General features: G+C 50.8%; 18 protein-coding genes. 12 read left to right on the top strand and 6 right to left on the bottom strand.

The annotated features are described in order from the left end of the window. The first annotated feature begins 56 nt into the window (after positions 1–56). The gene (locus HMF8227_RS07410) at positions 57–665 is read left to right on the top strand and encodes a hypothetical protein (RefSeq protein ID WP_109339574.1); all 609 of its coding nucleotides are present in this window, start codon (positions 57–59) and stop codon (positions 663–665) included. 27 nt (positions 666–692) lie between these two features. On the opposite strand, the gene HMF8227_RS07415 is transcribed toward HMF8227_RS07410, so the two are convergent. Genes HMF8227_RS07415 through HMF8227_RS07425 form a run of 3 tightly spaced genes read right to left on the bottom strand, consistent with a single transcriptional unit; the run spans position 693 to position 3,065 of the window. Further along, positions 693–1,328 carry a LysE family translocator gene (locus HMF8227_RS07415; protein WP_109339575.1) on the bottom strand — a complete coding sequence of 212 codons (636 nt, stop codon included), beginning with the start codon at positions 1,326–1,328 and terminating at the stop codon, positions 693–695. Positions 1,329–1,330: 2 nt separating this feature from the next. Beyond that, positions 1,331–2,035 carry a Sir2 family NAD+-dependent deacetylase gene (gene cobB, locus HMF8227_RS07420; RefSeq protein ID WP_109339576.1) on the bottom strand — a complete coding sequence of 235 codons (705 nt, stop codon included), beginning with the start codon at positions 2,033–2,035 and terminating at the stop codon, positions 1,331–1,333. Beyond that, positions 2,022–3,065: a LacI family DNA-binding transcriptional regulator gene (locus tag HMF8227_RS07425; protein WP_109339577.1), complete on the bottom strand. Its 1,044-nt coding sequence runs from the start codon at positions 3,063–3,065 to the stop codon at positions 2,022–2,024. The genes cobB and HMF8227_RS07425 overlap by 14 nt, the downstream gene beginning before the upstream one ends. Before the next feature lie 276 nt (positions 3,066–3,341). On the opposite strand from HMF8227_RS07425, the gene HMF8227_RS07430 reads away from it, so the two are divergent. From HMF8227_RS07430 to HMF8227_RS07445, 4 genes are all read left to right on the top strand, one after another. Continuing rightward, positions 3,342–5,954: a TonB-dependent receptor gene (locus HMF8227_RS07430; protein WP_109339578.1), complete on the top strand. Its 2,613-nt coding sequence runs from the start codon at positions 3,342–3,344 to the stop codon at positions 5,952–5,954. Between the two features lie 103 nt (positions 5,955–6,057). Beyond that, complete coding sequence (locus HMF8227_RS07435; RefSeq protein ID WP_109339579.1) at positions 6,058–6,771, top strand: SapC family protein; 714 nt, start codon at positions 6,058–6,060, stop codon at positions 6,769–6,771. 3 nt (positions 6,772–6,774) lie between these two features. Beyond that, positions 6,775–8,328: a tryptophan halogenase family protein gene (locus HMF8227_RS07440; protein WP_109339580.1), complete on the top strand. Its 1,554-nt coding sequence runs from the start codon at positions 6,775–6,777 to the stop codon at positions 8,326–8,328. A 5-nt stretch (positions 8,329–8,333) separates the two neighbouring features. Further along, complete coding sequence (locus HMF8227_RS07445) at positions 8,334–9,851, top strand: tryptophan halogenase family protein (protein WP_109339581.1); 1,518 nt, start codon at positions 8,334–8,336, stop codon at positions 9,849–9,851. Here HMF8227_RS07445 and HMF8227_RS07450 read toward each other — a convergent pair. Beyond that, positions 9,828–11,345, bottom strand: coding sequence for a sulfotransferase family protein (locus HMF8227_RS07450; protein ID WP_109339582.1), 1,518 nt, complete (start codon positions 11,343–11,345; stop codon positions 9,828–9,830). The genes HMF8227_RS07445 and HMF8227_RS07450 overlap by 24 nt on opposite strands. An 85-nt stretch (positions 11,346–11,430) precedes the next feature. On the opposite strand from HMF8227_RS07450, the gene HMF8227_RS07455 reads away from it, so the two are divergent. The 7 genes from HMF8227_RS07455 (at position 11,431) to HMF8227_RS07485 (ending at position 21,272) form a co-directional block, all read left to right on the top strand. Next, entirely contained in the window at positions 11,431–13,998 is a 2,568-nt protein-coding gene (locus HMF8227_RS07455) for a family 20 glycosylhydrolase (protein ID WP_162558542.1), read from the top strand. 110 nt (positions 13,999–14,108) lie between these two features. After that, positions 14,109–15,005, top strand: a complete 897-nt coding sequence (nagK, locus tag HMF8227_RS07460) for an N-acetylglucosamine kinase (protein WP_109339584.1) — start codon at positions 14,109–14,111, stop codon at positions 15,003–15,005. Further along, positions 15,002–15,997: a glucosamine-6-phosphate deaminase NagB-II gene (gene nagB-II / locus HMF8227_RS07465; protein WP_109339585.1), complete on the top strand. Its 996-nt coding sequence runs from the start codon at positions 15,002–15,004 to the stop codon at positions 15,995–15,997. The genes nagK and nagB-II overlap by 4 nt, the downstream gene beginning before the upstream one ends. 8 nt (positions 15,998–16,005) lie before the next feature. Continuing rightward, positions 16,006–17,130 (top strand): N-acetylglucosamine-6-phosphate deacetylase, encoded by a 1,125-nt coding sequence (gene nagA, locus HMF8227_RS07470; protein WP_109339586.1) that lies wholly within the window; start codon positions 16,006–16,008, stop codon positions 17,128–17,130. Positions 17,131–17,152: 22 nt separating this feature from the next. Next, positions 17,153–18,487 (top strand): sugar MFS transporter, encoded by a 1,335-nt coding sequence (locus HMF8227_RS07475; protein ID WP_109339587.1) that lies wholly within the window; start codon positions 17,153–17,155, stop codon positions 18,485–18,487. Beyond that, positions 18,484–19,566 carry an acyltransferase family protein gene (locus HMF8227_RS07480; RefSeq protein ID WP_109339588.1) on the top strand — a complete coding sequence of 361 codons (1,083 nt, stop codon included), beginning with the start codon at positions 18,484–18,486 and terminating at the stop codon, positions 19,564–19,566. Before HMF8227_RS07475 ends, HMF8227_RS07480 begins: the two co-directional genes overlap by 4 nt. Before the next feature lie 152 nt (positions 19,567–19,718). Continuing rightward, on the top strand, positions 19,719–21,272 hold the full coding sequence (locus HMF8227_RS07485) for a DUF3370 family protein (RefSeq protein WP_109339589.1): 1,554 nt from the start codon (positions 19,719–19,721) through the stop codon (positions 21,270–21,272). Between the two features lie 67 nt (positions 21,273–21,339). On the opposite strand, the gene HMF8227_RS07490 is transcribed toward HMF8227_RS07485, so the two are convergent. Continuing rightward, on the bottom strand, positions 21,340–22,386 hold the full coding sequence (locus HMF8227_RS07490; RefSeq protein WP_109339590.1) for a sensor domain-containing diguanylate cyclase: 1,047 nt from the start codon (positions 22,384–22,386) through the stop codon (positions 21,340–21,342). 207 nt (positions 22,387–22,593) lie between these two features. Next, positions 22,594–23,277, bottom strand: coding sequence for an N-acetylmannosamine-6-phosphate 2-epimerase (locus HMF8227_RS07495; protein WP_204101042.1), 684 nt, complete (start codon positions 23,275–23,277; stop codon positions 22,594–22,596). Positions 23,278–23,284: the final 7 nt, after the last annotated feature.

Raw genomic sequence — 23,284 nt, forward strand, 5'->3', positions numbered from 1 at the left:
TTTGGCCCGATGCTTGCTGAATCAAGATCTGTTCATAGCACTAAGAAGGAAGAATTATGCACATCCCTGCTGTATTACTAACAACTCTGGTTATTAGCACCTCCGTGGTGGCCTCTGAGAAAGTATCACTGAGCGATCAACATCCTGTGAGCGCCAATAGCCAGGTTGAGCTGGATATCCCTGTGGGTGAACTGGATATCCAAGTTCATGACCAGCCTGAAGTTCGCTACGAGGTGAAAATCGAAGAACAGGATGGTAACTGGTTTGGTAGCGTTGACCTGTCCGATGTTGAGGTGAATGTTAAACACAATGACCAGCGTTTATATCTGTCGATTGATGACGATGACATTCACCAGCACTGGATTATCTGGCTACCGTCCGATGCAAACCTTGAGGTGGATCTGGGCGTTGGTGAGGTCAATATCGCCGGCGTACAACAGAACCTGATGATGGAAGTCGGCGTGGGTTCTGTGGATGTATCACTGGGGGCAAAAAATTATCACTCTATTCGTTTAGAAGCTGGTGTGGGTGACGCCGATCTCAGTGGTTTTAAAGATGTTGAGCAGGAGCGGAGTATCGTGTCTCAAGATGTGCATTGGCGCGGCAACGGCCAATACGAAGTCGATATTGAAGTCGGCGTGGGTGATGTGGATGTCCATTTCTAAAACGGATTCCGCTGAACTCAGACGTTACTAACCCGCGGGCCAGACCAGTTTGATTGCCAGGGCGATTAATGCCAGGCCCATAAGGCGGTCAAACCAATGGCCCCGACGTTGCAGCCAGTCACGCACCTTACCCGCGCTCAACAACAGAGACAAACCGATAAACCAGATGCCGGTGGCCAAGGCCAGGTAACCACCGTACATCAGTTTAATTGCGATAGGTGTTTGCTGTGAAATCGCCACTGCGAAAAGGGATAGAAAGAACAGTGTTGCCTTTGGGTTAAGGCCATTAGTGATAAAGCCAATGACAAAAGCGCGCTTGTCCGAGATGGATTTTACCGCTGTAGATGGCGAGTCTTCTGTCCCGGGCTTCGCGGGTTGACTGCGTAGCGCTCCCCAGGCGATATACAACAAGTAAACCGCTGCGACATAGCTCAGTAACTGAAAAAGCCAGGGAGTCGTTTTGATGATAAGGCCAATCCCGAGTAACGAATAGGCCACATGTAGCAAGATAGCGACGCCGATTCCTAAGCTGGTCATAATTGCAATGCGCCGGCCAAACCGGATGCTGTGGCGCACCACAATCGCAAAGTCCGGTCCCGGGCTGGCTACCGCAAGTAAGTGAACCGTGGCGATAGTGATAAATTCCAGCCAGTATTGTTGCATGATTACCGCAGCTCCAAGATCTCATTCACCCAGTCAGGCACCAATTCCGAGGCTCGTCCCCGGCGTTTTTCCTTAAAATCGCTATCGCTGGACTCCAGGTTTAACTCAAGGGTATGTGCGCCATTACGGTTGGCCTCAGCAACCAGCCCTGCGGCGGGATAGACGGTGCCAGAGGTACCAATAGCCACAAAAATATCCGCTTGCCAGAGCGCTTCATAGATTTCGTCCATGTACAGTGGCATCTCACCAAACCAGACGATATGGGGCCGCATTGAGCTTGGTGGCTCACAGCACCGACAGTGGTTTGCGCGATCCAGCTCTCCCTTCAGAAGCATCAGTTTGTCGGTACGGCAGCAACGGGCCTTGAGCAACTCTCCGTGCATGGGAAGCAATCGTTTGCTGCCAGCGCGCTGATGCAGGTCATCCACATTCTGAGTAACAAGGGTAAAACGTCCACCCAGGTACTGCTCCAGTTGCACCAGAGCGTGATGGGCCGCATTCGGTTGCACCTGACCGGACAGTAACGCCTGGCGTCGCAAGTTATAGAAGCGGTACACCAGATCGGGATTACGGGCAAAGGCTTCGGGGGTTGCCACCTCTTCGACCCGGTGCTCTTCCCACAAGCCGTTATTATCGCGGAACGTTTTCAGTCCTGACTCGGCGCTGATACCTGCACCGGTCAAAACCACAACATTAGGTTTGCTCATAGGGTTGTTGGGTAGATTCGCGGATGACCAGCTGAGGCTCAAAGTGGAAATGGCCAATGCGGGTATCTTTCGCTCTCGTCCCCCGCTGGGCGGCGATATTATTAACCAACATGGAGGCTGCTTCCCGCGCGATGTCATTAGTAGGTTGCGCAGCTGTAGTCAGCTTGGGCCAGGTCTGGCGTGAGAAAGGGCTGTCCTCAAAGCCTGCAATCGCCAGTTGGACCGGCACATCCACCCCCAGCAAGCGGGCGGCAAATAAGGCGCCCGCAGCTATTTCATCGTTACAGGCAAAAATTGCAGAGGGCGGATTGTCCAGCTGCAACAGTTGCTTCGCTCCCTGTACTCCGGTTTCGAAGGAATAACGCCCCTCATAAACATAACCAGGCTGAAAACGGATGTCATTGTCGGACAGTGCAGCCTTATAGCCATTTAAGCGTTCAGTCGTAGAGCGGTGATCTTTATCACCACTGATAAAGGCGATCCGGGAATGTCCCTGACAGGCCAGATGTTGCGTAATGTTATAAGCCGCCTCATGGTCGTGCACATAGATGCTGGCGTAATTTTCTTTACTCTCAAATGAACCGGATATGATACGCACAAAGGGAATAGCCATCTCAGTCAGGCGCTCCAGTACGTGCGGCATCTCCGATAATGGCGGCGAGATCACCAATCCGGCCAATTGAGATTTGCGGACCATCGCTCCCAGTTCGTCACAGATATTTGCAGCACTGGCGTCACAGGGATGGATCACCAGTTCATAGCCTTGCTCACGGCATTCATCCAAAATACCGTTTTGCATCCCAATTACGTAATAGGCATTTGGGTTATCGTATACGTAACCGATAGTGTAAGAGCGGGTCCCCGCCAAATTACGCGCGGCCTTGTTGGGCTCATATCCTAACTTTTCAATAGCTTGGGTAACGCGTTTAACCGTTTCATCCTTAACGGAGTTTTCCTTGTTAATAACCCGGGAAACGGTCTTGATGGAAACGCCGGCTTCATGAGCGACGTCCTTTATGGTTGCTTTCATTAATTTTTCCACCGCGATGAATAAAGGATAAATAACATGAATCCCCCAACTAAATCCAGCCAAGTCATTGAGCTTACGTACTTCGGCAGGAACAGCGAGCCCCGGCCCTGTAATTTTTTTGTAAACGCCAGGTTGCAGAGGTAAATATAATGGTGTAAGTTGTGATTCATGACAACGCTGTCATGGCTGATGTACCCTACTGCTGGGATTGCCAACTTTAAAAAACAACAATAATGACAACGCTGTCAGTATAAACTTAAAACGCGAGAGGGCATCATGAAACAACTCAATAAAATAACTCGAAGCTTGAAACTGGCATTGATGGTGGGTTCCACCTTAAGTGCTCAGCAAGTCTTGGCTCAACAGGAAGATAACAACGCTCAGAACAATAGTGCTGATGATGTGGAAGTTATCCAGGTCAGTGGTATTCGGGCATCCCAGGCCAAGAATCTTAATCAAAAACGCTTTTCTGACTCCATTGTGGACGCCATTACCGCAGAGGACATTGGCAAGTTCCCTGACAAGAACGTTGCCGAATCCTTGCAAAGGATTCCGGGAGTTACCATTCAGCGCCAGTTTGGTGAAGGGGCTGCGGTTTCTATTCGTGGTGTAGGTAATGAGCTAACCAAGACTACCCTAAATGGTCAAAACGTTGCCTCTACCGGTTGGTTTGTTCTGGAACCGGCAAAACGAAGCTTTAACTATGAACTACTCCCTTCTGAACTGGTTGGGGATCTGGAAGTTTATAAGAGTTCACAGGCGGACATCGCCGAAGGTGGTGTCGGGGGTACGGTTATTGTTAATACCCGTAAGCCGCTGGATCTCGATCCTAATACCGTTTATGCGTCGCTCGAAGGCTCCTACCAAAGTGACTCTGAAGAAACTGATCCTCAGCTTTCCGGCCTTTACAGCTGGAAAAATGACGATGGCAACTTTGGCGTATTAGTGAGTGCCGTCGCTCAGAAGCGCAACCTGGCTCGCCAGGGGAACGAGGCGTTCTGGCAATGGGGCGCAGGCCCTGTAGGCTTTGAACAAGAGCGTGAGCGTAGTGCCTTTACCACGGCAGTCCAGTATTTGCCTACCGACAACCTTGAGTTGGTAGTTAACTATATGGACATGCAAATGGAGGCTGATAACACCAACTACGCATTATGGTTAACTCAGGCTGATACCACCTGGGGTGATACCAGTGCCACCGAGGAGTTTTTGGGTTCCGGGGACAACATCACACCGGTAAAAGGTCCCATTGCAAACGCTTATTATCAGGCTCGTCCTCGTGAAGCGACCATGAATTCTGAAGTGTTTGATGTGGAAGCGAACTATACCGGTGACGGGTATGAGCTGCATCTTCAGGCTGGTAAAACAACCTCCGATGGTGGTACCGATTTTGAAATGGTCGTAGACGATGCCTTCTTCCCTGCGTCTGTGGTGAACAATGGAACGTATGACTTTACCAATGGTAACCAACAGTGGATGTTTGACAGCATTGAAAGCGCAAATGGCGCGGTCAGCGATATCTCGGATTACGATCCTGGGCTGTTAGCCATGGGTACTGGCCCTAATTTCAACCGTACTCCCAAAACCGATGAAGAGACCTATTTCCAGGGTGATATTGAGTTTAATGTGGATTACGGCCCCATCTACGCCATCAAGACCGGTGCCAAGTTTGTCGACCACGAGAGTACCAGTCTGCGTTTTGAGTACACACAGACAGACGGCTTTGATAACACCTTCGCAACATCAGAGTATGGTCAGGGTCTGGTAGACGTTGGCGTTGAGGATCAGTCCATTTTAGGACTGAATGTGGATGCGGTGAAAGATTGGGCCAAGGCGAGTATCACGGGTCAGGTTGAAGATCTTGGTGCTCACAGTGAAATCCAGGAAGACAACTTCGCCGCCTATGTGATGGCCAAATATCAAGGCGACATGATCCGCGGTAACTTTGGCTTGCGCTATGTTACCACCGATGCGACGTCAACCTTCTATGTGGATGGTCAGCGTACTAACGAGAAAGCGGATTACTCCCAAGTATTACCAAGCTTTAACATGGCGATGGACTTGGCCGATGATGTGATTCTGCGCTTCTCTGCATCACGAGCCATGGCGCGCCCACAATACATTGATATGTATACTAACCCGGACGTGCGCGGCACTAACGACGATTTGCCCAACAACCAAATGTGGATCAAAGGTAACGTCGGCCTGCTGCCCTTTATCTCCGACCAGTTTGATTTGGGCATAGAGTGGTACTTTAATGATTCTTCTCTGTTGTCTGCGGGTTTATTCCAAAAAGACGTAAAGAACTTTGTTAATTTCAGCGAATACAGTGCCCCCGCTAGCGAGATTCCGTTCGACTTAACCGGTGACGAGGCCGCCAATGGCTGGACCGTTCAGGAGAAAGACAACGGTAAGACCGCTAAAGTCAGAGGCCTGGAACTTCAGTATCAACAAGATTTTGGTAACGGGTTTGGCTCAATTCTGAACTATACCTACACCGACACGGATACCGATAATGACACCTTCGTTGATGGCAACGGTGTTCTGAGTGACAGCTCACCTCATGTTGTGAACGCCAGCGCTTACTATGAAAATGATTCGTTCCAAGTACGAGTCTCATACAACTGGCGGGATGAATATATGATTCGTGAAACCGGTTCTTACGGTAACCGTCTGCACGATGACTTCGGTGTTCTTGACCTTAGCGCCACCTACCACGTCACTGACAATGTGGATGTGAAGCTGGATGTGAATAACCTGACTGAAGAACATGCTAAGCAATTCGGTAACAACGCAGTGCCAACCTTCTACAGTGGCTTCCAGGATGGATTCCCGTTGTATGAGTACGTTCTGGCCCGTCGTATTACCGCTGGCGTGTCCGTTCGCTTCTAAACGGCGAGAAAGTAGACTGAGTGTATAACGTAAAAGGGGGCTTGCCCCCCTTTTTTGTCTCAGGCTTACTATAAGTCGCTCTTCACTTTTTAGGATAAGAACAATGACAGCATCCATGACTCCTCTGACTCCCGAACAGCATGGCCACTTGAAAGTAGTGGCACAGGTCACCCCCAGCGATTATTGTGGCGAGCAAGCCATTCCCGTCACAGCCCAGGAGTTTGCAGCCGTGGCGAGCCAATGGCCCGTGGTTTTTTTAAAACACGGTCAGACCGGTGACTTTCAAGCCGTTGCCCTGATGGGGCTGAACCCAGGGCAGAATCTGTATTGTCAGAATAATGACTGGTCCCTGCCCTACATGCCTCAGGCAATGCGCCATCGTCCCTTTGCCGTCACCCGCGAAACCCCGGACAGTGAGCAACTTATCATCTGCATTGATGAATCCCATCCCAAGGTCAGCGCACATCAAGGTGAGGCTTTATTTGACAGCCAGGGTGAGCAGACGCCGTTTCTAAAACAACGAGCACAGAGTTTGGTGGACTACCTCCATCAAATAGATGCCACTCGGTGGTTGGTAAACTTTTTCAAACAACATGATCTGCTAATAACCCAGGAATTACGAGTTAATGATAAAGAGCAGAGCACTAAGCCTATTGCAGGTTTGTACATGGTGGATGAACAAAAGCTCAAACAATTAGACGATGAGGTTGTGAACGAGCTACGCCGACGCGGTTTTCTCGGTGCTATCTATAGCCACTTAACTTCATTGCACCAGATCCAGCGGCTGACTCACGACTTTATCCAATACAACCGCTAAACTATGAGCCCGATTCATAATATCGTAGTCCTCGGTGGTGGAACCGCAGGCTGGTTGGCCGCGAATCATTTAGCTAAGGCTCTCAATTGTCGGGACTCCGATGAAATCAGTGTCACCCTGGTTGAATCGCCGGATGTGCCCACCATTGGTGTGGGCGAAGGTACGGTGCCACACATTCGCCATACCCTAAAGTATCTGGGCATCTCAGAAACTGATGTGTTAAGACATTGCCAGGCCACGTTAAAGCAGAGTATTCAGTTCATCAATTGGAATGACTCGCCGTCTCACCGTGGTAAACACAGTTATCATCACCTGTTTGATTACCCGGATATGAGCCGAGGTGATCTCACCCCCTATTGGCTGCTATCCGAGACGAAAACACCTTATGCCGATTATGTCTCGGTACAGAGTCACCTTATCCATCAAGGCCTGGCGCCTAAAAGTATGATGCATCCGGAATACCAAGGTGTCACCGAGTATGCCTATCATATGGACGCTCTAAAGTTCAGTGAGTTACTGGCTTCACATGCCACCGAAAAGCTTGGCGTAAAGCGGGTATCGGGCCATGTGACTCAACCTCTACTGCACCCAAATGGCGACATTAAGGCCCTGCAGTTCAAAGACGGTAATACCCTCGAAGGTGACTTCTTTGTCGATGCCAGCGGCTTTAATGCCAGGTTGTTGTCCGACGCCTATCAAATCCCGCTCATAGATAAACGCCATGTTTTACTGGCCGATACCGCCCTGGCACTGCAAGTGCCCTACTCCCAGCCTGATGCCGCCATCCCGTGTTCAACATTGGCGACAGCCCAGGAACACGGTTGGATCTGGGATATAGGCCTGACTCAACGCCGGGGTGTCGGGTACGTATATTCGTCTGCTCATACCAGTGAACAACAGGCGGCAGACACCCTAAGTCAGTATTTGGTACAAAGCGGTAATGCCGCCGATCTTGATTACCGTCGTATCCCGATGCAAGTCGGCTACCGACAACAATTCTGGCATCGGAACTGCTGCGCCATTGGTCTCTCACAAGGGTTTGTGGAGCCATTAGAGGCAACGGGTCTGTTGATGTTCGATCTTACAGCCCGAATGCTCGCGGACACCCTACCGGCGCGCCGCGACCAGTTAGCCCATGCAGCAAAACGTTATAATCAACATGTCTGTTATGCGTGGGAACGGGTCATTGACTTCATTAAGCTGCACTACTGTATTTCACGACGGGATGACTCAGATTTTTGGCGGGATAACAGAGAACCAGCATCCATTCCTGAGCATTTATCGGACAAGCTGTATCGCTGGCGCTACCAGGTTCCCTCGGCCTACGACTTTGCACAGACAAACAGTATTTTCAATTTAGATAACTATCTTTATGTCCTATACGGCATGGAGTATCACACCGACATCAGCGCGGGAGCCTTTCGGTATGCTCATTCACAGCAGGCACGACAGCAGGCCCAGTTTCTTAAGCAAATGGCCGACCAACAAAGCAAGCAGCTGATGTCACACCGAAAATTTCTGGAGCTCGCCGGTCAGCACGGATTACAACGGATTTAGAGACTATGACAACATCCAACACCCTCCCTGTAATTACTATCGTTGGCGGCGGCTCTGCCGGGTGGATGAGCGCCATTTATTTAAACCGCTATTTCAACAAAGATCACAAGCAATACCACATACGCCTGATTGAAAGCCCGGATGTGGGGATCATTGGCGTCGGTGAGGCAACAGTTCACAGCATCCGCTACTTTTTTGCCGCCATGGGGTTGAATGAAGCTGAGTTAATACGACAGTCCCAGGGTACGCTAAAATCCGGAATTTTATTTCGTAACTGGATGAAGCCTAAAGATGGGCGCACCCATGAGTACTTTCATCCTTTTGAGTCGAATTTCAGTGGGCCGGGTATTGATATTTCCTCGCTTTGGATGCAATCCAGTTCCCCCTTCCAGCGCTATGATGAGGCAGTTTGCACCAGTGCTCACCACATCCGGGATGGGTTGTGCGCCAAAGGTAAAAACTCTCGCCCCTATACCGGACTGGTCCCCTATGGCTATCATCTAGACGCCAACCTTATGGCACGTTATCTGCGTCAACAAGCGACCGCAGCGGGTGTCGAGCACATCGAAGCCCTGGTCGATGATGTGATCGTTGAAAATCATCGTATTCGGGCAGTACACACCGACCAGGGCACCTTCAGCGGCGATATTTTTATCGATTGTTCCGGCTTTAAGGGCCTGCTGATCAATCAACTGGAGCCGGACAACTGGCGCTCCTTTAAAGCGGAGCTTCCTTGTGACCGCGCCGTTGCTGTGCAGACCAAATACGAAGAAGACACCGTGCCCAAGCCTTATACAGTAGCGACCGCTCTGTCTAATGGCTGGGCCTGGGAAATCGATTTAGTCAACCGACGGGGCAATGGCTATGTTTACGACAGCAACAGGCTGACACCTGAGCAAGCTGAAGCCGAGTTACTGCGCCATATAGACGTGACGAGTGACGATATTATCAAAACCAATCACTTAGCTATGCAGGTGGGATGCCGAAATAAGTTCTGGAGCGGTAACTGCATTGCCATCGGGTTGTCTGGCGGATTTATTGAGCCTCTGGAGTCCACCGGATTACATGTGATTAACCTGGGTGTGCGCCTGCTGGCAAGCCACTTAAGTGGCTCTGAAGCTGAGTCTGTCGCCCAGGCTTACAATCAGGCCATGAATGGCATTTACGACGACCTCAAGCAATTCATTGTGCTGCACTACTGTCTAACCGACAGGGATGATACGCCCTTTTGGCAACATGCTCAGACTACCGCATCCGCATGCCCCGGCCTGGAGCGTAAGCTTGAGCTCTGGCAGCATAAGGTCTGTGAGTACTTTGATTTGGCGGGGGGCTACTCCAGCACTTTCACCGACGAAAACTATCGCTATGTGCTGTATGGGATGGAGCGCTCCCCTTCTCTGAGTTTACGCATTGATCCGGCAACCGCCGCGGCAACATTTGAACAATGCCAGTCACGTATCCAAACGATGGCAGAACAGTTGCTACCGCATCATGATTATCTAGCCAGTATCCATCAGGCCTAATTGGTTATAGATAGGTTCAAGTTGCGATTCAAAGCGACGCCAGTTTTCTATGCCAGTGGCATAAAGAGGCTGGCGCACCTGCTCGCTGCTTAAAGTGGCCATCGGCCGGCCTGCAAGGTGAAAGCCGCGCCAGTCAAAGTCTGATTCACAACCAATAAACTCAGAGAGTTCCTGAAGTACAGCATCTGTCTGTGTTACCAACCGCTCATAGTCGAGGTGGTAGATCCTTCCGGGTAACTGTAAGTCCCACAGGGTCATAAGCTTTCTGTAACTCTGATAATACTGGTGCATCCGGGTAAAGTCGTAGGTGTATTCATGCCCATTGGCAAATAGCTGTCGAAAGCACGCCCAGTAGAGGTCCCGGGGCTGACGCCGACAGTGGATAATTCGGGCGTTAGGTAATGCCCGGGCTATGATGCCAAGGGATTTAAAATTATGGGGCATCTTATCCGTTATAAATTCATTATTGCCTGCTTGTTGTCGCTCAAGGTAGTTATCGCCAATCGCTTGCCACTGCCTAGCGTCAAGTTGGTTTACCCACTGATATCCGAACTTTGAAATGCCTTCATGCTGCAAAACGTGCTGAGTCGCCTGAGCCAGAGCGAGTGATTCGCCTCTTGGCAGTATCTGTTTGTGAGTCGCCAGTATCGATTCCAGTAAAGAAGTACCACTGCGGGGTAGCCCACAAATGAAAATTGGTCCCTTAGCCTTCTGTTGCCGTTCGGGCGACTTGATGTCTACTGTTCCGGCACTGCAAAATACCGAATGCAAAAGCGAGAGTTCACGCTGCTCTGAGTGCGCTGCTCGTGATAACCTATCCCTCATTTTTTGAGCGCCGACCTGATACCATTGAAAACTGTCGGCGCGCTTATCTGGGTAAGCTTCCAGGGCTTTGCCAATGGCATAAGCCAAAGGAGCGGGGTTGCGTGATTCTGGCAGCTCCTCAAAGCGCTGAATCATCGCCTCGATATCAGTCATCGCAAGCGTTCTGACCAAGGGAGCCCGGGCCCAATAACTGGCCACTTTGTCTGGGGCGAGTTTGATGGCCTGATTGAGTGCTGTAAGCGCTTCGTTTCGGCGACCCAGCTCGGATAACAACAAGCCGTATTGATGGTAGAGTGATGCCTGCGCATCCCCTTTTGATATGAGCTCGTGCATCAGTTTACAAGCTTCCTCGTGCTGCCCGTAGTAACGCTGAGCCGTTGTGATTGCCATTACTACCGCGCTCTGACGATCACCCAACGCCCAACGCTCATGGGCATCGTTAAGCAACGCCCTGAAATCACCCAGTTCAAATCTGGCTTTGAATAAATAACCACAGATCTTCTTTGCTAACGGCTGCCCGGGATCGATCTGTGCGGCAACATACGCCAGTTGATTCCAGTTTCCCTTTGACTGCCAGGTAAATAAACGCTGAATGAGTTGCTCTTCATTCAGAGACACGACGTCCTGGTTGGGACTGAGCCTGACGTGGATTAATGACCGTTTATCCATAGGTTCATTCCGACAAAGTATTTGCAACCATAATAACCTTTAGTTAACATTAATGACAACGTTGTCATTTGCAGCAGAGATCTTTATGAAAACCATCGTTTATACAACTGCTCTTATCGGTGCTATGAGCATATCTGGCTGTGCACCACAAAACGAGGGGCTGTCTCAACAGCAGCTGCATCGTTTTGCCCAGCAGTTAGACCTGACCTTCAGGGTTAATGATAACCTGTCTGCAAAAGACTGTTCTGAAACACTCGGAGGTGGCCAATGCTTTTCAGGCGAACTGGTCTTACGGTCACCCTTGCCTTTTGAAAGCAACAACTGGGCTATTTATTTTAGCAATACCAAGCCGATTCAGTCGGACAGCAGTGATGCGTTCGACATTACCCATATCAATGGCGACTTGCATGCACTTACGCCCACTAAAAATTTCACCGGTTTTGAAGCTGATGCAAGCCTGGAGATTCCGTTTAAAGGAACCTTCTGGTCGATCAGTCAAACTGACGCCACACCGAATTATTTTATCGTCAGTGGTGAGCTCGAACCTGAAATAATCCAGTCTACTCAGGAACAAGTGAACACCTCGACCGAAGAAGCCTACCTGCCCTTTGTAGCCGAATTTAAACGACCCGAGCAATATAAGCGCAGTGAGCAGGACAACAGCCCGTTGGCCGATGCTGAGCACCTCTATCAGTACTACCAGAACCTGCAGGCAAGTACCGCTGCCGAGTCACAGCCGCGTATTATTCCTAAACCTGCGCAGAGCAACTGGACCGGGGATACTATGAGCCTGGACAAGGGCTTACAGCTACCGGCGGATTTTTTAAGCTCAGCGCTGGGTAAGCTGTTCAGTCTTGAATCATTGCCATTGAGTCAGACGGGCTTGTTGGTGCAACTGAATCAGGATGACGATATTGCAAAGCAAGGCTATCAATTGGATATCGGTGATACGATCCAACTGAGGTATCGGGACACTGCCGGACAGTTTTATGGCTTAATCACCCTGGCTGGTCTATACGATCCAGACTCCAACAGCCTACCCAAGGGCCAAATACAGGATCAGCCCCGCTATGACTTCCGCGGCGTTCATCTGGATGTAGCGCGTAATTTTCATAGTAAGACCTTCATTGAAAAACTGCTCGATCAGATGGCTTTGCTAAAGCTCAATAAACTGCATTTGCACCTGGCTGATGATGAGGGCTGGCGCCTGGAGATCCCCGGCCTTCCCGAACTGACCGACATTGGTGGCTATCGCTGCTTTGATCTTACTGAACGTCGCTGTTTACAACCCCAGCTTGGCAGCGGCCCTTTTAAAGACACCTCCGTCAATGGTTATCTGAGTGTTACTGAATATCAGCAGCTATTGCAATATGCGGCCGAGCGACACATTGAGATTATCCCATCGCTCGATATGCCCGGTCATTCCCGGGCTGCTATTAAGTCGATGGAGGTCAGGTACCAGCGCCTGATGGCGGAAGGCAAAACTGAGCAGGCCCAACGCTATCGCTTGGTAGAGCCAGAAGATAAGACGGTCTATTCATCGGTGCAATACTACAATGACAACACATTGAATCCTTGCATTGACAGCACCTATCGCTTTGTTGAGAAGGTTCTCAGTGAGGTACAGGCCATGCACCAAGCTGTTGGTGTACCTATTCAGCGGTATCACATCGGAGCCGATGAAACCGAGGGAGCCTGGGTGGACTCACCGGCCTGTCAGGCTCTGATGCAACAACAAGGCATTAATGAGGCGGATAAACTCACCGGCTACTTTATCGAGAAGGTGACCGCAACTGTGGCTGGCATGGGGGTTACTGCCGGTGCCTGGAGTGACGGCCTGAGTCATGTAGACGCACAAAAATTGCCAGAACAAATTCACGCCAATGTATGGGGAACTCTGTACTGGGATGGAGCAAAGACCGCTCATCAGATGGCCAATACCGGCTGGGATGTCGTGTTGAGTATCCCCGATGTACTTTACTTTGACTTCCCTTACAGTGCCCACCCAGACGAACCAGGCTATTACTGGGCCACTCGCAGTACTGACAGTTTTCAGGTATTCCAGTTTATGCCGGATAACCTGCCGGTCCACGCCGAAATTTGGCGCGACCGAATGGGCAATGCATTTCGTGTAGAGGACAATACCCCACTGCAAGACGACGCCCGAGCTTATGGCATTCAGGGACAGCTTTGGAGCGAGACGCTCAGACTGGACTCTCAGGTCAGCTACATGTTGTTTCCTCGCCTCCATGCTCTGGCAGAACGTGCCTGGCATAAAGCCGATTGGGAGCTGGCCTATACAGCCGGACAAAGCTATGGTCCGGATACAAATTATTTTGATCAGGCCCATCGTCAACAACAACTTGCTGACTGGCAGGGGTTTGCGGGCACACTGGTCACCGGATATTTACCTTTGCTGACCCAACAGGAATTGATGTTCCGCTTACCTCCCCCCGGGGCCGTGATAGAGCATGGCGTATTGAGTATCGCCCTGCCCTGGCCCCATTTGGAAGCAGAGTACCGAACTCACAATGGTAAGTGGCAAACCTATAAGGCGCCTGTCGAGACTGATACGCCGATCAATGTACGTACACGTTTACCGGGAACGGATAAGGTAAGTCGAGCGTTCTTCTTGAATAATGATTCCAAATAGACCAAACTTAGTTCGGATAAAATATTCCAATAACATTAATGACAACGCTGTCATCAGTCTGCTAGGCTAGGTGGATACGATGGCAGGCAAGGCCAACAAGTGAGGAAACCATGACAACGCAACAGCCTCTCTATTACATGGGCATCGATGGTGGCGGCAGTAAGTGCCGAGCCCTGCTCACCGATGCCGAGGGCAAGGAACTGGGAACCGGACAGTCAGGTCCCGCTAACCCCAATCAGGGGCTGGATCAGTCACTGAACTCGATTCTCGATTGCGCGACTCAGGCCATCGATAACGCAGGCTTACCCGCAAGTACCATCGATAAAGTTTATGCAGGAATGGGGCTGGCTGGGTTGAATCTACCCAAATACTATCAATGGATGGCCAACTGGGATCATCCGTTTGCCCGCCTTAACATCAGCACGGATTTACATATCGCCTGTTTAGGCGCTCACGGGGGGGGGGACGGAGCCGTCATCATTACCGGCACGGGATCGTGCGGCATGGTCAATGTCAAAGGTCAACGGCGTCAATTCGGTGGTCATGGCTTCACCGTCGGCGATCAGGGTAGCGGAGCCTGGTTAGGTATCAATGCCATTCGCCAAAGCTTGCAAGCCTTAGACGGCCTGTTGCCCAAAACCGACTTAGTGGAGCGGGTACTGGATCTCACACAATGCCAAACCGCTCGGGAACTGGCTCAGACCATGGCAGGCCAAAGTCCGGCCAAATATGCCAAACTGGCTCCAGTCGTCTTTGAACAGGCTAATGTGAAAGATGAGTTAGCCACTGAACTGGTGATCAAGGGTGCCGACTACATCAACCGTCTGGCCCGTCGCTTATTTGGCTACAACCCACCGCGCTTTTCCATGATTGGTGGCTTGGCTCCGATTATTGCTCCCTGGCTGGATGAAGATGTAAAGGAGCGACTCCAGCCCAGTCTGCACAGTCCGGAAATGGGTGCTGTGCTATTTGCTCAACAAGACAATCCAAAGCGAGATACCTTATGACCAGTATTATGTCCAAAGAAGCGGCAGAAGCACCTGTCCGCGTTAAAGAACAACTGACACAGAATCAAGCTGCCTGCGAACGACTAGGACACCAGATTCGACTTTTCGAGCCTGCTTTTGTATTGATGGTGGGACGGGGCTCGTCGGATCATGCGGGGGTGTTTGCCAAGTATTTGATTGAAGTCGAAACCGGCGTTCCTGTCACCGCATCAGCCCCATCGGTGGCGAGTATTTACGGCCAGAACCTGAAGTTAGACAAGGCACTGGTACTAGTGATATCCCAATCTGGCCGCAGTCCGGACATTCTGGCTCAGGCCAAGTCAGCCAAAGCCTCAGGCGCATTGGTCGTCGCTTTGGTTAACGACGAAAGCTCACCACTGGCGGAAATGGTTGATCATGTACTGCCGCTGAATGCGGGCGAAGAAAAAGCCGTTGCCGCCACCAAGAGCTACCTGTGCACTCTCAGCGCCCTCCTGCAGATGGTAGCGTACTGGAAACAGGATAAATCACTGATCGAGTCTTTAGATCATCTTCCCGAAGGCTTACAAAAAGCCGTCGATGCGCCCGCGCAATTGGACCGGGTGTTCATAAAACCGCTGGCCCACTGTGTCGTTCTGGGGCGCAGCTTCGGTTATGCCATCGCCCGGGAGCTGGCGTTAAAGTTAAAAGAGGTGGTGGCTGTCCACGCCGAAGCCTTCTCCAGTGCCGAGTTTTTGCATGGCCCGGTGACGTTGGTGCAAAAACAGCTTGCCGTAGTGGATATTGAAGTCACCGATGAATCGGTAGAGGCTCACCGAGAGCAAATTAAAGAGATCAAACACCGCGGGGCCAAGCTATGCCATCTTTCCAACCCTGCACCGGACCTACATCCACGCCTGGCGCCACTGGCGATCATGCAGCGTTTTTATCTGGATATTGAAAATGTTGCTCAGCAAATGGGACTGGACCCGGATAACCCAGAGGGCCTTAAAAAAGTCACTCAAACTCTGTAGAGGCACCTATGGCTATTACCTATCTTGCAGAGCGTTTCTTTGACGGTGACACTCTGCATACCAATACGACGGTCACCATTGACCAGGGCAAAGTTCTGGCGATCGGCAATCACACTGACAGCCCCACGCCACTGGCGGGAACGTTGGTGCCTGGTTTCGTAGACGTGCAGGTGAATGGCGGCGGCGGTGTGCTGTTTAACAGCAATACCAGTGCCGATGCTCTTAACCGCATTCGTCACGCTCACAGCCAGTTTGGCACAACAGCCATGATGCCGACGTTGATTACAGACAGTCTGGATACGATCACTCGTGCCGCCGATGCGATGGCCGAGGCCATCGCACAAGACAGCCCCGGTATTTTGGGGATCCATTTTGAAGGCCCCCACCTTAGCGAGCCTAAGAAAGGCATTCACCGCAGTCAGTTTATTCGCCCCATTACCGACGATGAGCTTAAGCAGTTTACCCGTCAGGACCTGGGCAAGGTCATGCTCACGGTAGCGCCGGAAAATGTCCCCGCCGATGTGATCGCCGATCTGGTGCGTCAGGGTGTCAGGGTCTGCCTAGGACATACCAACGCCGATTGTGATACCACCTTAAAAGCACTGGAAGCCGGTGCCAACGGTTTTACCCACCTTCACAATGCCATGTCCCCCATGACCAGTCGGGAACCGGGCGTAGTCGGCGCAGCACTGGCTGACGACAACAGCTACTGCGGCCTGATCGTGGATAACTACCATGTGGACAAGGTTACTGTTAAGGCGTCCATAAAAGCGAAAGGTATCGATCAGGTTATGTTGGTTACCGATGCGATGGCCCATGTGGGCTCGGACATTGATGATCTGGCCTTTTTCGACACCCGCATCATCCGCACTGGCGATAAGCTCACTATTCCGGCGGGCAACCTGGCCGGCTCTGCCCTGGATATGGCCTCGGCGGTACGTAACACCTGCCAGAGCGGTCTGTCATTAGAGCAAGCATTGATTATGGCGTCTCGCACTCCCGCTCGCTATTTGGGACTGGCGGATCAACTCGGTAAGCTCCAGCCCGGTTATCAGGCCGACATGGTGCTGCTGGACGATACACTTAACGCGACTCAGACCTGGATCCAGGGCCAAGTCGTGACTCAACAATAATAACAATCAAGAGGACAACCTGATGGAGACCACTATGTCTGACCAGCCTCAATACCGCAGTTCTGTGGTACCCATGATGATCATCGGTACCCTATTTTTTATCTTCGGCTTTGTTACCTGGCTGAACGGCGCCCTGATCCCGTTTTTACAGATCGTCTGTGAATTGAACGAGACTCAGGCACTGTTCATCGCATTTGCGTTTTACATCGCCTACACGGTGATGGCACTGCCTATGGCCTTTATTCTGGAACGTACCGGGTATAAGAAAGGCATGGCACTGGGTCTTCTCCTGATTGCCGTGGGCAGCCTGGTGTTTATTCCGGCGGCCTACTCCCAGCAATTTGTGGTGTTCTTACTGGCGCAGTTCGTAGTGGGCACAGGCCTGACCATACTGCAAACGGCCTCCAACCCCTATATCGTGCATATCGGTCCTCAGGAAAGTGCGGCGGCCCGAATTTCCATAATGGGCCTGCTTAATAAAGGGGCCGGCGTGGCTGCTCCTATCGTATTCACGGCCTTGGTTATGGGCGATTTCGAGGGCGTCACCGCCAAAACCGTAGAAGTCTTAGGTGCCGCCGAAAAAGCAGCACAAATCGAAGCGCTGTCGAATGCGCTGGTGATGCCTTACCTAGGGATGGCGATAGCTTTGGTCGTACTCATGGTAGGCCTGCTGTATTCGCCGCTACCGGATATCGAATTTGAAGACGATGACTCTTTGGCCGATCTGGCTGAGGGCGATGCCAAGACGTCGGTAACTCAGTTCCCCCACCTAATTCTGGGTGCCATTGCCTTGTTCTTCTACGTGGGCGTGGAAGTGATCGCCGGTGATACTATCGGTCTGTTTGGATCCAAACTGGGCGTCGCGAATGCCACCTCCCTGACCAGCTATACCATGGCCTTTATGGTACTAGGGTATCTGCTGGGATTGGCATTGATCCCAAGAGTGATCAAACAGGATCAGGCGTTGACGTTCTCCGCTGTACTGGGAATCATTCTGTCACTCGCGGTGGTCTTCTCCAGCCATGAAAGCACGGCGGTGTCGGCGGTTGCCTGGGGCTGGCTGGGCTTCCCTGAAATGCCGAACACCGTAGCCTATGTGGCACTGTTGGGCTTTGCCAATGCCATGGTATGGCCCGCAATATGGCCACTGGCATTAGCCAACCTGGGCAAATTCACCGCCAAAGGCTCGGCATTGCTGATTATGGGAATCGCCGGTGGTGCAGTGATCCCCATGATTTACGGCTTGTTTGCCGATCTCTTTACCAATCAGCAAGCTTACCTGATGATGATCCCCTGCTACCTTTACATTCTGCACTTCGCGTTGTCGGGTCATAAAAAACGTCAGTGGAAGTCATGAAACGTGAAGTCAGCTTAGATATCTTTCGCGGCCTGACCCTGGCCGCGATGATACTGGTTAATACCCCTGGTTCGTGGAGCCATATTTATGCTCCGCTAAAACACGCCGCCTGGCATGGTATGACTCCCACGGATCTGATCTTTCCTTTCTTCTTATTCGTGGTGGGCGCAGCCATGTTCCATTCCATGAGTAAGTTTCAGGGCCGGAGCATTCCCTGGGGCAAGATCGGCAAGCGAACCGCGCTGCTGTTTCTTATTGGTGTGGGGCTCAATGCCTATCCTTTTACCCACTCACCGGATGAATGGCGGATTATGGGGGTGTTACAGCGAATTGCCCTGTGTTATTGCGTGGCATCCATACTGATTCTGACACTGTCTAAACGTCAGCTATACGTATCCGCGGGTCTTATCTTGCTGGCCTACTGGGGACTCATGTTAACCGTCGATGCGCCCTGGCAGCTTCAGACCAACCTGGTGCGCACTGTAGATCTTACTTTACTGGGTAGTGGACATATGTACCAAGGCTTCGGGCTGCCTTTCGATCCCGAAGGATTGCTCAGTACCCTACCCGCCGTGGTTACCGTGCTTGCGGGTTACTTTACCAGCTCTGAGCTGGCGCGTTTGAGTGAGCCATTGCATAAGTGTCGCCGCTTACTAGTCTGGGCTTCTCTGTCCATCTCAGCAGGCCTGATCTGGTCGCTGGCACAGCCGGTTAACAAAGCGCTCTGGACTGGTTCTTATGTACTGGTCACAGCCGGTTGCGCCTGGCTCTTACTCAGCCTGATTATCTATGCCTACGATATCAAAGGATGGCAAAAAGGCTTTGGTTGGATGGCAATTTATGGCACAAACCCGCTGTTTATCTATGTACTCTCATGGATTTATGCCGCTAGTCTGGCTCAATTGATTCGCTTCGACATTAACGGACAGACTACCAATGCCTATCAATGGATCTTTGATGGCTTCAATCACGTTATGAGTGCCAAGAACGCCTCGTTGTTGTTTGCACTCATCGCGGTTGGTCTGTTCTACACCCTATCTCATTGGCTTTACCAGAAACGCATCTTTATCAAGCTGTAATGCTTTCCCTGGATCCCCTGTGCTGATTAGGTTGTACGGCACAGGGCTTCTACCTGTAGGTCCGATATTTACAAATACAAGTCCAATTGGATTGATTTATACCGAAGTTGTGCAATATTTAGCCATAAACCCACCACAACCTAAGGTATACAATGAAAATAATTCCAACCCTTTGTTGTCTTGCTGCGCTCTTTACCAGCACGTTACAAGCCCAGGACTACCGTGACGCCGATGCGATTCTCGCTAATCAGGACGAGGTCTATGTAAATTACAATTGCGGCTATCCGACGTTCGAAGTACCACCGTTAATCGTTGAGGGACGGACCTTCGTCGAGCTAAACACCCTTTTTACGGCGATGGGGATTGCTTTAACCTGGGACGGTGAAACCCAAAAGATTACCGGCACCAAGGACGGAACAGTCATTGAATTATGGATTGGGAGTACAACCGCCTATGTGGATGGTCAAAGCACGACTCTGGATGCCGCCCCTTTTATCGCCACGCCCTATAATCGAACGATGGTTCCTGTTGCCTTTATATCAGAGGCGACCGGCGCGGATACCAGCTGGGAAGGCAACAGCCGTACAGTGATCGTTAACGATGCGCCCTGCACGGTTGCAGCAGACTGGCAATCCGGGGCATTAAACAGTGATATTGTGGATTGGACTCTCCTGCGGAATTTATCAATAAAAGTAGACGAAAAAACCATCTGGAAGAGTAATAATCCAGAAGCCATAGAGGGCACTGGTTGGATGATGCAAAGCAGTCGTACCGATGGCGCCCGTGGTGGTCAATCCACGCCTTTACAAGGCTGTAACGATATCTATTTATTTCACATCAACAAATCCGGTTCGGATAAATATGTACACTTATTAGCATCCAACCCGAATGACGTATCTGCTTCAGTCACCTTGTCGGGTTCTATGTATAACAACACCGAAAAGCCCTTATATGGCAAAGGCACTGGTCTTAATTATCAGGTCGCCTATGACTGGCTGTATGACACACCTCGTACCAACATCCAACGAATCGTATCGCCTTATACGGCCCAAGAGCTGGTTAGGATTAAGCTGGATAGTATGATCGATGGACGCTATGAAATCTGTTCCGATGAAGGGGTTTACCTGTACACCGTTGCGACCAATACAGGGAGCAGCAGCGACGCCATTAACCTGTCTCAGGGCAATGTGGCACCAGGTTTTATCGCCGAGCCTGACGTTGATAAATTTGGTCGTGAAGCGGGAATTTATAGCGGCTCCGGAGTGAAAAGTGTCCAGAGCATCGTGCTGCCAGACAATCAGGGCTATATCGGCTTTAACTTTAATAGTACCAATAAAATCTATACCTATCTGCAGGATCAGACCTCTGATGCAATCATGAACCTATCTGACTCCTCAGCACAGACTCATGGTAACTATGGTCACCATTACAATGTAACGCTGCATTTGATTAATAATAACTCCGTCGATCGCTCAGTCACCTTTAGGTTTGGTTCGAATGTAACCAATAGCCCGGTGTCTTTTACCTGGAACAGTCCGGCTCTGGTTAACGGGAGCCTGGTGGATCTGTTTACCACACCGAGCTCCCCCTCCGCCGTGATTGATACCTATACTATTCCGGCCAATGGTAGTCGTAACATTAACCTTGAGCTTTATGTACCTGGACTGATTACCACCAATCAACAACTGATCTTAGAAGCCAATTGAGACAAACGGCTTACACATAAACAGGCCGGAATTTGGCCTGTTTTATTAGCGTCTGAAAGAATACTGTTTATGGCTGGTGAAAAATCTCAAAACCGTTCTTGGATGCCCGCTTTACCCTGTACATGGCCGCATCAGCCTGGTCGATGAGTTTTTTCACTTCCGTGGCGCTATTTGGATAAAAAGAAACGCCAATACTACACCCGACGGTAAGCGAAAATGCACCATCACTCAGTGCAATAGGTGACTCAATAGACTTCACTATGCGCTGTGCCAGCGGCTTCACTTCAACCGGTGCGATATCCTCCAGCAAAAACGCAAATTCATCCCCGCCCAACCGAAACACTGACTCACTCTTTCGGTTGACGTTGGCAAAGCGCTGGGCGACCTGAGTCAGAACTTCATCCCCTACGGAGTGACCGTAGGTATCGTTAATCTCTTTAAACCGGTTTAAATCCACCAGATAGAGGGCCACTACCCCTTCATTGTGGCGATCTGCCCGGGCCATCGCTCTGTCCAGCATCTCCGAGAAGGCTGCCCGGTTGTAAAGCCCGGTCAATGGATCATGCATGGCCTTATATAATATTTGTTCGTCATGCTTTAGTTGTTCAGTGATGTCCCTGGCGATCGCATAGAGATTGTTGACCCCCGGAGTTAATGACGGACAGACCCACGCAATATGATGCCAACTGCCATCCGCATGCCGGTATCGATTCCTGAAATCAACCGCATCCTGATTTCCATTAATCAGCTTTTCATACTCTTTTTGTGTCTTCTCGCGATCGTCTGGGTGAACAAAATCTATAATGGGACGGGAAAGCAACTCCTTCTCAGAGTATCCAAGCGCTTTGACAAAAGCAGGGTTTACTCGCCTAAAGTACCCTTGCTTCGTTGCGATACACAGCATTTCGCTGGAGTGCTGAAAGAACCAGTCCCACTCATCCAGTAATTTTTGGTAGATACCGACTTCTTCCCTGAGCTTATCTGAACTGTCTTTGTACTCACTACAACGCTTCTCAAGCTCCTCCAAACGGCTTTCAAGTTTGAAAAGGTGTTGGCTTTTGCTTCTCAGTTCTTCGAGCTCTTGGGCGAACTCATCCTCAGGAAGTTTATTCATAAGTTAACTGTGGCGAAATCTGAGCGTTAAGACTTGGAAAAATGCGAATTTGGTGCTGTTTCTCCTTCTAAGGACCCTCTTGTCTTACTCCTGTCTACCAAACTGGCACGCCGAACAGGAACAGCAACACACCCAGTGTTGCCAACCTTAACTAATACTAGATTGCACTTTATCACTGCACAAGTTTGTGCAGAAAACGGCAAGGAATTAACGCGATGGCCAGTCGGTATTCAAGGCGTCAGCAAACCAGCCTGTAACCACCTCGGTACGGGTAATCGCCGTTCCGACTGTCACTGCCCATGCGCCTAATGAGCGCGCCTTTGCGCAGTCCTGCGGGGTATTGAAACGCCCTTCTGCCATCACTTTAGGACAATGACTGACCAACTGTTCCAGAAGCTTGTAATCAGGCTCTGTGGGGGGAGGGCCGCCTGTGTAACCGGAGAGCGTCGAACCGACAATATCGGCGCCATAAGACATCGCACTTAAGGCATCTGACAGGCAAGAGCAGTCAGCCATTGCCCATTTGCCCTGCTGCTTAATCGCTTCTATCAAATCCTTTACCGGCACTGGGCGGTCACGGTCTGTCGCGTCCACAGCGATCACATCGGCGCCTGCCGTTGCCAGTGCTGCCACATCCTCTAAGTATGGCGTTATCCGCACCGGGCTGTCATCCAAATCGCGCTTCACAATACCGATAATAAGCGCTTCAGGCATAGCCTCTCGCACCTGAGCCACACGGCGGGCATTCTCGATACGAACCCCGTCGGCACCACCGGCAATAGCCGCCTGAGCCAGACGCTTGACCACATCGTCATTATCCATGGGACCATTGTCCACTGGCTGACAGGATACGATAAGCCCCCCGCTCAGTTTCTCATCCCGTACCTGCATGACATCT

This window comes from Saliniradius amylolyticus (assembly GCF_003143555.1).
Classification (GTDB): Bacteria; Pseudomonadota; Gammaproteobacteria; order Enterobacterales; family Alteromonadaceae; genus Saliniradius; species Saliniradius amylolyticus.